We start from the raw sequence: 12,822 nt of genomic DNA, 5'->3' as shown, positions 1-12,822 counted from the left end.
TAGGCGGCCGGTTCGGGGTCGAGGGCGGGCATGCCGGAGCAGGGCCGGCAGCTCCCGCGACCGTCAGGCGTCCCGTCCGGCCGGCCCTTTGGCGCCGAAGCCGCGCCACGCCCCGCCCCGGCGTGGCCTCTACGGGCAGTGAGCGCTTTCCCGCGTACGCCGTCCGACCGGCCGTAGAAAGACGCAGAAACATCGCACCGCCTCTTGCTCTCGGACGGCAACCGCTTACATGCTGTCCGGCGGCTCCCCGCGCACCACGCCCACGGTCGCCCGCCTTCGAGGGAGTGCGAGGGAGAACGTATGCGCATCTCCGCACGCCCCGGCCGCGGTTGCGTCCTGCTCGGCCGGGCCGGCACCGCCGCGGCACCGGGCGCCGGCCCCGGCCCGCACCGGGGTGAGGCCGGACCGGCCGCGCCGCACCTGCCCGCGCCCACCACCGACCCCAGCACCCTCACCGACCGACACCGCCGAGTAGGACACCCATGACCTTCGCCCAGCCCCGCCGCCGGACCCTGCTCGCCGCCGGTGCCGGCGGCCTCCTGCTCCCGCTCGCCACGGGAACGCCGGGCGCGCGCGCCGCCACAGAGCCCGTCGCCACCGAGCCCGCCGCGACCGCGACCGACCCGGCGGACCCGTTCGCCGCCCTGCGGGCCCGGGCCGCCGAACTGACCACCGGCGGCGCCATCGACCCCGCCGACCCGGTCTTCGCCGCCGCGCTGACCGCGCTCGACACCGCCGCCGCGGCCCAGTGGACGGCCATGGACCGCGCCACCGGCCGCACCGCGCTCTGGCCCGACCTCGCCCCCGTCACGGACCCGGGCAACTTCAGCCAGTCCTACGGGCGGCTGCTCACCCTCGCCACCGCCTGGGCCACCCCCGGCACCGCGCTGCACGGCGACGAGACCGTGGCCGGCGCCCTCACCGACGCCCTCGCCTTCCTCGACGACACCGCCTTCAACCCGTCCCGGCCCGAGACCGGGAACTGGTGGTTCTGGGAGATCGGCGCCCCGCGCGGCCTCATGGACCTGTGCGTCCTGCTGTACGACCGCATCCCCGCCGAGCGGATCGCCGCCTACTGCGCCGCCGTCGACCGCTTCTGCCCCGACCCGGACCGGCGCACCAACAGCCCCTCACTGGCCGAGACCGGCGCCAACCGGGCCGACAAGGCGGCCATCGTCGCACTGCGCGGCATCGTCGGCCGCAGCGCCGGCAAACTCGCCCTCGCCCGGGACGGACTGTCCGACACCCGCGACGCCGGCCGGTACAGCCTGTTCACCTACGTCACCTCCGGGGACGGCTTCTACCGCGACGGCTCCTTCGTCCAGCACGACTGCGTCGCCTACACCGGCACCTACGGCAACGTCCTGCTCAGCCGCGTCGCCTACCTCGCCGCCCTGCTCACCGGCTCCGACTGGGAGATCACCGACCCCGGCATCTCGGTGATCCACGACGCCGTCGAACGCGCCTTCGCCGCCGTCACCTTCGACGGGCTCACCATGGACGCGGCGCGCGGCCGGGCGATCTCCCGCGAACGGGAGAAGGACTACGACACCGGCGCCGGGACCACCACCAACGTGCTGCTCCTGGCCACCGGCGCACCCGCCGCCCACGCCGCCCGCTGGCGGTCGCTCGCCAAGGGCTGGATCCGCCGCAACACCGACACCCCGTACACCGGCCTCGCCGGTCTGCCCGCGCTGCGGCGGGCCGCCGCCGTGCTGGCCGACCCCGCCGTCCGCGCGGCCCCCGCCCCGACCGGACACACCGTCCTCGCCGACATGGACCGGATCGTGCACCGCCGCCCCGGCTGGACCGCCGCGCTCAGCCTGTCCTCCCGGCGGATCGCCGCCTGGGAGGCGGGCAACGGCGAGAACCTGCGCGGCTGGTACACCGGCGACGGCATGCTGTACCTGTACGACAGCGACCGCACCCAGTTCTCCGACGGCTTCTGGCCCACGGTCGACGCGTACCGGCTGCCCGGCACCACGGTGGACACCCGTCCCCGCGCCGATCTCGGCACCGGCGGCGGCACCGGCACCTACCGGCCGGCCAACGCGGTGGCCGGCGGCGCCGTGCTGGAGGACCGGTTCGGGGCCTCGGCCATGGAACTGATCGCGGCCGGCAGCACCCTGCGGGCCAGGAAGGCGTGGTTCTTCCTCGACGACGCGGTCGTCGCCCTCGGCGCGGACATCACCGCCTCCGACGGCCGCACCGTCGAGACGGTCGTCGAGAACCGCAGCCTGCACGCGGCGGGCACGGCCCGGCTCACCGTCGACGGCGCGGCCCGGTCGAGCGCCCCGGGCCGCGACAGGGCCTACGGGCACGTCCGCTGGGCCCACCTGGAGGGCGTCGGCGGCTATGTCTTCCCGGAGGGGGTCGCGCTGCGCACCCGGCGCGAGGAGCGCACCGGGGCCTGGTCGGACATCAACACCGGCGCCGACACCGCCGGTTCGGCCACCCGGCTGACCCGCCGCTACGAGACGCTGTGGATCGACCACGGCGTCTCCCCGGCCGCCGCGGACTACGCCTACGTCCTGCTGCCGGGCCTGGACGCCCGGCACACCGCCGCCTGGTCCCGCTCCCGGCCGGTGCGGGTCCTCGCCAACACCGCGCGGGCGCAGGCCGTCCACGTGCCCTCGCTCGGCCTGACCGCCGTCCACTTCTGGAGCGCGGGCACCGCCGGCGGCATCACCTGCGACGGGCCCGGCACGGTCCTGGTACGGCGGCGGGGCGGGGGCGTCTCGGTGGCCGTCGCCGACCCCGGCCGCACCGCCACCACCCTCACCGTCACCCTGCCCTGGCCCGCGTACCGGGTGCGCGCCGCGGACGGCACGGTCACCGTGGCCACGGGCCGCCGCCCCGCGCTCACCGTGGCCGTCGGCGGTTCCCACGGCCACACCCACACCGCCGAACTGCGCTGACCCCCACCGGCCCGGGACCCGCCCGCCTGCCGGGACGGGCCCCGGCCCGGACGGCCGCCACGTGCACGTGTCCCCGGTGGTGCTGTCCGGGGACAGGTCCGTCCCCGGCAGCCGGGCGAGGCGGTGACCGTGGCCTTCCCGGGCGGCACCGCGCTGCGCGCCCGACCTCACGCCGAGCGCGTGGTCTCCTCGTGGTGCACCGGGTGCGCGAACGGCAGCCCGGCGGTGTAGCGGGCGAGTTCGTCGGCGGCGGCCGCGGCCATCCGGTGCAGCTCGCCGCCGAGCGAACCGGCGACGTGCGGGGTGAGCAGCACGTTCGGCAGGTCGTACAGCGGCGAGCCGGCGGGCAGCACCTCGGGTTCGGTGACGTCAAGGACCGCGTCGAGACGGCCGGTGACGAGTTCGGCGACCAGCGCGTCCTGGTCGATCAGGGAGCCCCGGGAGGTGTTCACCAGGGTCGCGCCGTCACGCAGCAGGGCCAGCCGGCGGCGGTCGATCAGGTGCCGGGTGGCGGGCAGTTCGGGGGCGTGCACGGTGATCACGTCGCTCGCCGCGCACAGCTCGTCCAGCTCCACGGCACGGGCACCGAGCCGCTCAGCCTCGGCGGCGTCCACGTAGGGGTCGTACAGGAGCAGGTCGAGATCGTGCGGGCGCAGCAGCTCCAGGACCCGGCGGCCGATGCGGGAGGCGCCGACGACACCGACCGCGCGCCGGTAGTTGCCGATGTCCGGGTAGGCGGCCAGCCAGTCCTGGGGGGTGCCGCGCCGGGCCCGGTAGTCCTCGCGCAGCCGCAGCAGCCGCTTGTTGGCGAGCAGGACGGCGGCCACCGTGTACTCGGCTACCGGCAGGGCGTTGGCCCAGGCCGCGGAGGTGACCTGGATGCCGCGCCGCCAGCAGGCGTCGGTGATGTGGTGCTTGACCGACCCGGCGGCGTGGATGACGGCGCGCAGCGCGGGCGCCCGGGCGAGCACGTCCTCGTCCAGCGGCGGGCAGCCCCAGCTGGAGACGATGACCTCGGTCCCGCGCAGCGCCTCGGCGGCCCGCGGGTCGGTGAAGTCGTCGACGACCAGGGCCGGGTCGAGGTCGGCGAGGGCGGTGAGCCGGTCCCGGGTGGTGTCGTCGATCAGCCGGCCGGCGAGGTCGGCGTGCATGGCGAGGAGGGTGCGCGGGCGCCGGTGCCCGGTGGGGCCGGGGGCGGGCTGCGCGGCGGGTGCGGTCGGGGGGTTGGACACTCGGTTCTCCGGTGCGGGTGCGGCAGGGGCGGACGTCACTTGACGCTTCCTGCGGTGAGGCCGGCCTTCCAGTGGCGCTGCAGCGCGATGAAGGCGACGACCAGCGGGACGATGCCGAGCAGGGAGCCGGTGACGACCAGCGGGTAGTACTCGGGGAAGGCGTGGGTCTGGGTGTTCCAGCTGTACAGGCCGAGACTGAGCGGGAAGAGCCGGTTGTCGGACAGCATCACCAGAGGGAGGAAGAAATTGTTCCAGATGGCGGTGAACTGGAACAGGAACACGGTGACGAAGCCCGGCATCACCATCCGCAGGCCCACCGACCAGAAGGTCCGCAGCTCGCCGGCGCCGTCCATGCGGGCGGCCTCCAGCACCTCTCCCGGCACGTACCCGGCGCAGAAGACCCGGGCCAGGTAGACCCCGAAGGGGTTGACCAGGCTGGGCACGAACACGGCCCAGAAGGTGTTGACGACGCCCAGCTTCGACGCCAGCAGGTACATCGGCAGGGCGAGCGCGGTGGTGGGCACCAGCACCCCGAGCAGGACAAGACCGAAGAGCTGCTCCTTGCCGGGGAAGCGGTACACATGGAAGGCGTACCCGGCGCAGACGCACACCAGCGCGCACAGCACCGCGCCGATCCCGGCGTACAGCAGGGAGTTGACGTACCAGCGGACGTAGATGCCGTCGCCGGTGGTGAACAGGGCGTGCAGGTTGGCGCCGAGGTGCCAGGTGGCGGGGGACAGGGTGCGCCCGCCGAGCAGGTCACCGGTGTTCTTGGCGGCGGCGGTGAGCAGCCAGCCCAGCGGCAGCAGGGTGTAGGCGGTGGCCAGCACCAGGGCGCCGTTGACGGCGGTCCTGGACAGCGACCAGGGGCGGTGCTCGCCGCGGGTGGCGCCCGGCCGTGCGGTGGTGGTGGTCATGCGGCGGCCTCCGTTCCGTGCGGGGAGCGGCGCTCGCCCCGGCCGCGGGTGACCCGGGTGACGACGAAGGAGAGCGCGGCGGCGGCCAGCGCGAGCAGCACCGAGGAGGCGGCGGCCAGGCCGTAGTCGTGCCGTTCGAAGGCCGCGGTGTAGGCGTACATGTTGGGGGACCACGTGGAGACGACGCTGGGTGTGGTGCCGTGCAGGATCATCGGCTCGGTGAACAGCTGGAGCGAGCCGATGACGGTGAACAGGCCGACGACCGTGAGCGAGGAGCGGATCAGCGGGACCTTGACGCTGAGCGCGGTGCGCACCGGCCCGGCGCCGTCGACGACCGCGGCCTCCAGGACCTCGCGCGGGATGGCCTGCAACGCGGCGAAGAAGATCACCATGTTGTAGCCGGTCCACTCCCACACCGCCATGTTGACGACGGCCGGCAGCGGATGGCCCAGCAGATCGGCCTGGGTGCCCAGGGAGTTCAGCGCGCCGATCACCGGGCTGATGCCGGGGGTGTAGAGGTACACCCAGATCAGGGCGGCGATGGTGCCGGGCACCGCGTGCGGCAGGAACAGCGCGAGCTGGAAGAACCGGCGGGCCCTGACCAGGGCGGAGTCCAGCAGCAGGGCCAGCACCAGGGCGAGGCCCATCATCAGCGGGATGTACAGCAGGCAGTACTCGGCGAGGCCGGCGAAACCGCCGCGGAAGGCGGCGTCGCCGAGCGCCCGGGTGTAGTTGCCGAGGCCGGTGAACACGGTCTCGCCGCCACCGAAGCCGAGCCCCGAGCGGTGCTCGGTGTACAGGCTCAGGTAGACGGCGTAGCCGATCGGCACCAGCGTGGCGCCGGTGAAGAGTACGAAGAACGGCGCGAGCAGCACGGTGGGCGCCGCGAACCGCCGCCGCCCGCGGGCGGCGGCGGTTCGCGGCGGCGCGGCGGGGACCGCGCGGGTGGCCGTGGGGGCGGTCCTGGGGGCGGTCCCGGGAGTGGTCGGTGTCATCGGGTGGAGACCTTCAGGCCGCGGTTCTTCAGCTCGCCGACGGTGTCCTTCTGCGCGCCCGCCAGCGCCTGGCCGATGGTGCCGGAGTGGTTGGCGAGCTTGCCGAAGGCGTCCTTGAGGGAGTTGTTGGTGACGCCCATCGCCGGGCCCCAGGTCCACTTCTGGCCGATGGACTCGGCGGCGCCCTGGTAGACCGCGTACACGTCCGTGCCGCCGTAGAAGCCGGCCTTGAACGCCTTGGCGGCGACCGGGACCAGCGCGGGGTCGGCCGGGTAGGCGGAGGAGTCGCCGGAGGAGATCCGGGCCTGGATGCCCTGGGCGGTGGTGGTCGCCCAGGTGGCGAACTCGACGGCGGCCTTCGCCTTCTCGCTGTCCTTGGAGACGGCGAAGGTGGTGCCGCCGAGCATGCCGCTGGCGGCGGTGCCGTCCCAGGAGGGCAGCGGGGCGACGGCCCACTTGCCGGACTGGTCCTTGGGCAGGGTGCCCTTGAGCACGCCGCCGCCCCAGGACGCCCCGAGATACCCGGCGGTCCGGCCCTTCTGGAGGGAGGCCGTCCACTGCTGGCTGAAGGACGGCTCGACCCGGACCAGATCGTCGTCGATCATCTTCTGCCAGTAGTCGGCGACCTTCTTGGTCTCGGCACCCTCCAGGCCCACCTGCCAGGTGTCGCCGGAGGTGCCGAACCACTGGGCGCCGGCCTGCCAGGCCATCGCCTCGAAGGTGGTCGGGTCGTCGGGGAAGAAGGTGGCGATCCGGCTCGCCGGGTCGGCCTTCTTCAGCTTCTCGGCGGCCGTGCGGAACTCGTCCCAGGTCCTGGGCACCGCGATGCCCGCCTTGTCGAACAGATCCTTGCGGTAGTAGAAGGACTGCGGCGCGGCGTCCAGCGGCAGCGCGTAGCTGGCGCCGCCCAGGGTGGTCAACCGCACCGCCTGCGGCAGGTACTTGGCCTTCAGGTCCGCGCCGACGTACTCGCTGATGTCCTTCACGGCACCCTGGCTGACGAAGTCCGGCAGCTGCGGGTACTCGACGTTGAAGACGTCGGGCGCGTTGTGCGCCTTGACCGCGTTGGAGAGCTTGGCGTAGCCGCCCGCCGAGCCGGAGGGGATCTCCTCGTAGGTGACGTGGACGTCCTTGTGCGCGGCGTTGAAGGCGTCCACCACCTGCTGGGTGCCCTTCGCCCAGCCCCAGAAGGTGATGTCGACGGCCTTGCCCGAACCGGCCGACGGGGAGTCGTCGCTGCCGCAGGCGGCGAGGAGGGTGGCGGACAGCGCGGCGGCGGTGAACGCGGCGGCGGCGCGGAGGGCTCTGCGACTGCGGGCGGGGGCAGCGGACATGGCTCGGCTCCTGGGAGACGGGACGGGTGGGGCGGGATGGGTGGGGTGAGCTGGGTGGCGGGTGCCCGGCGCGTGCGTCGGAGGCGGCGAGCCCGGGGCCGCCGGGCTCCGAGGTCGTCGGGCCCGAGTAGGCACATCTTGGGAAGAGTTCAGATCGAAGTCAATACCTTTCGATCGAACGATCGAACCTGATCGCGGGGTTGGGTGGCTTCGATGCGGTCATTCTGGGGATTTCGCGGCATCGGCGCCCAAGCTTCAGATCATTCGATCGATCGCATTGACGATCGATCGGGCCACTCCTAGATTCGGAACCCCGAGCCAGGAGCCCGCCATGCCTGCCATGCCGTACATGTCCCTCCCGTCCGAGGACCGTTCGCTCAGCCCGTACACGGGCTGGACCCGCGCCCACTGGGAGGCCGCCGCGGACGGACTGCTCACCGCGGCGCTGCGGCACGCCGGACCCGGCCACGCGCTGATCGCCCTGCCCGGCCCGCGCCCGAGCCGCTCCGGACCGCGCTCGGACGCGCTGGAGGGCTACGCCCGCACCTTCCTGCTCGCCGCCCTCCGCGTCACCGGTGCCGGCGGCCGGGACCCGCTGGACCTGCTCGGCCGGTACGCCGAAGGACTGGCCGCCGGGACGCGTTCCCCCACCGCCGAACGGGAGCTGACCGGCCGTGACCCGGCCGCCTGGCCCCGCGTCACCGACCGGGGACAGGCCATGGTCGAGGCCGCCTCCGTCGCGCTCGCCCTGCGCCTGACCCGGCCCTGGCTGTGGGACCGGCTGCCCGGCCCGGTCCGCGCCCGGGCCGCCGACTGGCTCGCCGGAGCGCTGCGCCACACCCCCGTGGACAACAACTGGTGGCTCTTCCAGGTCACCGTAGGCGGCTTCCTCGCCGCGACGGGCCACCACACCGAGGCCGCCGAGGCGGCCGTCACCCGCGGCCTGACCCGGATCGAGCGGTGGTACCGGGGCGACGGCTGGTACACCGACGGCCGGCCGCGCGCCTTCGACCACTACAACGGCTGGGCCTTCCACCTCTACCCCGTCCTGCACGCCCACCTGTCCGGCGACAAGGACCTGCTCGACCGCTACGGCGCCCGGCTCGCCGCCCATCTGGAGGGGTACGCGCACACCTTCGGCGGCGACGGCGCCCCGCTGCACCAGGGCCGCTCGCTCAGCTACCGGTTCGCCTCCGCCGCCGCGCTCTGGTCCGGCGCCCTGACCGGGCACACCCCGCTGTCCCCGGGCACCACCCGGCGGCTGGCCTCCGGCGCGCTGCGCCACTTCCTGGACCGCGGCGCCCTGAACGAGGAGGGACTGCTCACACTCGGCTGGTACGGCCCCTGCCCGCCGCTGGTGCAGTCCTACTCGGGCCCGGCCTCGCCGTACTGGGCGAGCAAGGGCTTCCTCGGCCTGCTGCTGCCCCCTGGGCACCCGGTGTGGACCGAGGCTGAGGAGCCCGGGCCGGCCGAGCGCGCCGACGCCGTCGTCCCGCTGAGCGGGCCGGGCTGGCTGGTCCAGTCGACGGCCGCCGACGGTGTCGTACGCGTGCACAACCACGGCAGCGACGACCAGCCGGCCGACGAGGTCCTGCCCGACGACCCGCTGTACGCGCGCCTGGCGTACTCCACCGTCACCGGCCCGGCCTGCGCGGGCACCGCCGGAGACCGCGTCGGTGTCGCCGACAACCACTTCGCCCTGCTGACCGGGCAGGGGGCGAGCGAGCGCGGCCGGATCCTGCCGCTCGGCACCGGGCCCGGCTGGGCGGCCTCCACCCACCGGCCCCGGGCCGGCGGCGCCGAACTGCCCGGCGTGCGCGTCACCTCGCTGGTGCTGGCCGCGGGCGCCGACGAGATCCACGCGCATCTGGTCACCGGCGCCGCGGCCGGGACCGAAGTGCGGCACACGGGGTGGGCGGTGGCCGGGGAGACGGTGGAGACGGACGCGGGTGGCGGCCGGGCCCGGGTGCGGGCGGCCCGGCCCTCGCCGGGGTCCGGGTCCGTGCCGGGGTCCGGGGCGGCTTTTGTGTCCGGGCCGGATTCGGCGTCCGGGGCGGCTTTGGTGTCCGGGCCCGCGCTGGTGTCCGAGGCGGCCGCCCTGCACGGTCTGCGCACCGCCGCGGCCGAGCCTGTGCCGGCGGGTACCGCGTTCGGGCCGGCGGCGGCGGTTCCGGTGCTGGCCGGCACGGTCACCGGGGACGCGTGCCTGTTCGTCTCGGCGCTGCGGCTGAGCGCGGCGGAGGCCGGGCCCGCGCCGCGCGTGCGGGTGGTGGCCGGGACCGCCGCGCACCGGCTGCTCGTCACCTGGCCCGACGGCCGCCGGTGCGAGGCGCTGGTCCGCGCGGACGAGGTGACCGTGGACCGCGGCGACCGATCAACGATGACCGATGACCTGACCGATGACCGATGACCGATGACCGATGACCGATGACCGATGACCGGGGATCGGGGATCGGTCGACCGGTGAGCGCCGCGGTCCCTCGTCCGTACGGCACTCAGAGTCCCGGGCCGTTGTACGCCCCCCGGTGGGGCTTGGCCGTGGCGCTGACCGGGTTGCCCCAGAAGTCGCGGCCGCCGTTGTCCGTGACGACACCGCCGTTGCCCAGCGCGGGCGAGTCGGCGCGGAGCCGGTAGCCGTCGGCGGAGGCGAGGGTGTCGCCGCCGGTGCCGGGGGCGGTGAACCGCGGGTCGCCCGTGATGCCGTTGGCCGTGGGCCGGGGCACGCCCTGGAAGACGTTCCACTGCCAGGAGATGCCGGACCCGGTGGGCAGCCGGGAGTCCGCGGAGCCGACCCAGATGTTGTTCTCCAGGACGCTGTGCGCGGGCACCCCGACGGAGAGCGTGCGGCCGGGGCAGTAGACGACGTTGTCGTAGAAGTTCAGGGCCGACCGGCCGCCGGCGGCGCCGACCATGCGGCAGTCGTTCTGCGAGACGTTGTAACGCACCACCTCGGTGGCGCCGCCGCTGGTCCCGCAGCCGTCGCAGTCCAGGAAGAGCCCGCCGGCGTTGTCCCGGCTGTAGTTGTACTGGACCGTGCAGTGGCCGGTGTTGCCCCAGTCGCAGTCGAACGCCTCGCTGTCGTGGGCGGACATGACGCTGCCGTACACGGCGTTCTTCTGGATGACGGCGTCGTGGTCGCCGAGCACCCAGATCCCGGCGAAGTTGCCGCCCGTCCACGGGTAGGTGCCGGTGCCGAGACCGGCCGCGGTGTTGTACTCGATCAGCGGCGACTCGGCGTAGGAGACGATGATGCCGTCCCCGCCGACCGTGCCGACCGTGTTGCCGTCGACGTGGACGCCCTGTCCCAGGCGGGTGTTGACCGAGCCGACCCGGACCTTGATGCCGCCACCGCCGCAGTTCGACACCCGGGTGCCGTGCACACGCACGTCGCCGAGGAGTGAGCCGGTGCCCGTGACGCCGGTGCGGATGCAGGCGGACTGGGAGAACGCCGTGGCCTGGGCCGCCTTGTCGGTCTGCCCGGCGACCTTGTCGACGATCAGACCGTCCACGTCGAACCCGGAGTGCGTCCGGCCGTCCGTGGACTCGATGAGCAGCCCCTGGCGCTGGGCGAGGGTGCCGGCCGGGTTCGTCAGCTCGACGGCCTTGATGCTCCAGTGGTCCTGGTTCACCAGGTGCAGCGCGTTCTCCGCACCGCCCGCGTCGATGACCGGGGCGGCGCCGGTACCGTACGGGGTGATGGTGACCGGGGCGTCGGCGCTGCCGCTGCCCTTGGGGGCGAGCGTGCCGTGGCAGGTCGTGCCGGAGGTGATGGCCAGGGTGTCGCCCGGCCGGAAGGTCAGGGCGTCGACGGAGGCCAGGGAGTTGTACGGATCGCTCGCGGAGCCGGTGCCGTCGGTGGACCGGGAGCAGTCCAGGTGGACGGTGGTGCCCGAGGCGGCCGGGGAGACCGGGGCGGCGGAGGCCGGGGCGGGGGTGAACGCGGTGGCCGCGGCCAGGGCCGCGGCGAGGATTCCGGTGGCGAAGGCGCTGTTTCTCATACAGGTGCACTCCTGCGCTGGATGGGCTCCAGAAGCTAGGAGCACCCTCTGAGCGAGTCAATGCACATGAACGAGGCGATCGAATATCGATCAGATCGCTGAGCAGTAGATCAGGTGTGTATCGAATGATACACTCGGAGTGAGTCAGGCCAGGGAGAAAGGGACCGTCATGTCGATCGCGGCTGACGAGCGCCGGACGCGGATCCTGGAGATCGTGCGTCAGCTCGGCACGGTCCGGGTGACGGACCTGGCGGCCCGTCTGGACCTGCCGGCGGTCACCGTACGCCGGGACGTGGCCGGCCTGGCCGAGGCCGGCCTGCTGCGCCGCTCGCACGGCTCGGTCTCCGGACCCGACGAACGCACCGGCGCCGGGGCCGACGCCCGCACCCTCGGACTGATCGTGCCCACGGTGAGCCACACCGTCAGCCAGTACTTCGACGAGGTGATCGCCGGTGCGCGCGCCGCGGCCGCCGACGCCGGGGCGCATCTGGTGCTCGGCATCTCCTCCTACGACCCGGGAGCCGACCGGGGCCAGGCCGAGCAGCTGCTCAAGTCGGGCGCCGAAGGGCTCATGCTGACGCCCAACTGGAGGTCCCCCGACGCCCCGGACGAACGCCTCTGGCTGAACGAACTGCCGGTGCCGGCCGTGCTGGTGGAGCGCCGCGCCGCCGCCGGCACCGCCGCCGCGGAACTCGACTCGGTCAGCTCCGACCACCACCACGGCGTCCTGCTCGCCCTGCGCCACCTGGCCGCGCTCGGCCACGAGACCGTCGTCCTCGCCGCCCGCCGCGACACCTGGACGGCGATGAAGGTGCGCAGTGGCTACGAGGAGGGCTGCCGGACCCTCGGGCTCGCGCCGCAGCCGGTGATCGACGTCGACGATCCCGCCACCGCCCCCGAGCGGGTGGCCGGCCGGCTCGCCGAGGCGATCGCGCAAGGCGTGCGGGCGGCGCTGGTGCACAACGACCAGGACGCCATCCAGCTCCCGGCGCTGCTGCGCGCGCGGGGCCTGTCCGTGCCCGAGGACCTGGCGCTGATCAGCTACGACGATGTCTTCGCCGCGCTCGGTGCCCCGCCGCTGACCGCTGTCGCCCCGCCCAAGCGGGCGGTCGGCGCGGCCGCCGTCGACCTGCTGCTGCGCCGGCTGCGGCACGGCGCGGCCCTCCCGGTCCACCGGGTCGAACTGCTCCCGGAGCTGAAGGTGCGCGCCTCCTGCGGCCGCCCCGGCACCGCCTGATCCGACCGGCACCGCCTGATCCGACCGGTTCAGCCCGTCCGACCCGGTTCAGCCCGTCCGGCCTGGTCGGGCCCGGTCCGGTCCGGTCCGGGTGACAGGACCTGAAAAACCCAGGCCCACAGTTCGGCGCTGTCGCAGACGTGGGTGTACGGCAGGCGGTCACCCGGCGCCGGGCGGCGGAAAGTGATTCG

At 74.2% G+C, this 12,822-nt stretch carries 9 protein-coding genes; 4 read left to right on the top strand and 5 right to left on the bottom strand.

What is annotated here, in order from left to right:
• Positions 1-300 precede the first annotated feature (300 nt).
• Both ABZ858_RS17145 and ABZ858_RS17140 read left to right on the top strand, forming a co-directional pair.
• On the top strand, positions 301-486 hold the full coding sequence (locus ABZ858_RS17145) for a hypothetical protein (protein WP_361378256.1): 186 nt from the start codon (positions 301-303) through the stop codon (positions 484-486).
• A complete protein-coding gene (locus tag ABZ858_RS17140) occupies positions 483-2,918 on the top strand; it encodes a polysaccharide lyase 8 family protein (protein WP_361378253.1) in 2,436 nt (811 codons plus the stop codon). The genes ABZ858_RS17145 and ABZ858_RS17140 overlap by 4 nt, the downstream gene beginning before the upstream one ends.
• Before the next feature lie 167 nt (positions 2,919-3,085).
• Here ABZ858_RS17140 and ABZ858_RS17135 read toward each other — a convergent pair whose 3' ends face one another.
• The 4 genes from ABZ858_RS17135 to ABZ858_RS17120 all read right to left on the bottom strand — a co-directional run bounded on the left by ABZ858_RS17135 (position 3,086) and on the right by ABZ858_RS17120 (position 7,396).
• On the bottom strand, positions 3,086-4,069 hold the full coding sequence (locus tag ABZ858_RS17135; protein WP_361378828.1) for a hydroxyacid dehydrogenase: 984 nt from the start codon (positions 4,067-4,069) through the stop codon (positions 3,086-3,088).
• Between the two features lie 116 nt (positions 4,070-4,185).
• Positions 4,186-5,067: a carbohydrate ABC transporter permease gene (locus ABZ858_RS17130; RefSeq protein WP_361378250.1), complete on the bottom strand. Its 882-nt coding sequence runs from the start codon at positions 5,065-5,067 to the stop codon at positions 4,186-4,188.
• Positions 5,064-6,062 (bottom strand): sugar ABC transporter permease, encoded by a 999-nt coding sequence (locus tag ABZ858_RS17125; protein WP_361378247.1) that lies wholly within the window; start codon positions 6,060-6,062, stop codon positions 5,064-5,066. The genes ABZ858_RS17130 and ABZ858_RS17125 overlap by 4 nt, the downstream gene beginning before the upstream one ends.
• Complete coding sequence (locus ABZ858_RS17120) at positions 6,059-7,396, bottom strand: sugar ABC transporter substrate-binding protein (protein WP_361378244.1); 1,338 nt, start codon at positions 7,394-7,396, stop codon at positions 6,059-6,061. Before ABZ858_RS17120 ends, ABZ858_RS17125 begins: the two co-directional genes overlap by 4 nt.
• A 331-nt stretch (positions 7,397-7,727) precedes the next feature.
• Between ABZ858_RS17120 and ABZ858_RS17115 the strand changes: the two genes are divergently transcribed.
• Positions 7,728-9,806 (top strand): DUF2264 domain-containing protein, encoded by a 2,079-nt coding sequence (locus ABZ858_RS17115; protein ID WP_361378241.1) that lies wholly within the window; start codon positions 7,728-7,730, stop codon positions 9,804-9,806.
• An 85-nt stretch (positions 9,807-9,891) separates the two neighbouring features.
• Here ABZ858_RS17115 and ABZ858_RS17110 read toward each other — a convergent pair whose 3' ends face one another.
• On the bottom strand, positions 9,892-11,394 hold the full coding sequence (locus tag ABZ858_RS17110; RefSeq protein WP_361378238.1) for a right-handed parallel beta-helix repeat-containing protein: 1,503 nt from the start codon (positions 11,392-11,394) through the stop codon (positions 9,892-9,894).
• A 169-nt stretch (positions 11,395-11,563) separates the two neighbouring features.
• Between ABZ858_RS17110 and ABZ858_RS17105 the strand changes: the two genes are divergently transcribed.
• A complete protein-coding gene (locus ABZ858_RS17105) occupies positions 11,564-12,631 on the top strand; it encodes a substrate-binding domain-containing protein (RefSeq protein ID WP_361378234.1) in 1,068 nt (355 codons plus the stop codon).
• The last annotated feature ends 191 nt before the right edge of the window (positions 12,632-12,822 follow it).

The sequence above is a fragment of the Streptomyces sp. NPDC047017 genome, from assembly GCF_040644175.1.
GTDB lineage: Bacteria > Actinomycetota > Actinomycetes > Streptomycetales > Streptomycetaceae > Streptomyces.
Note: the sequence above shows the minus strand (reverse complement) of the source record. Positions and strands in the feature narration are given on the sequence as shown.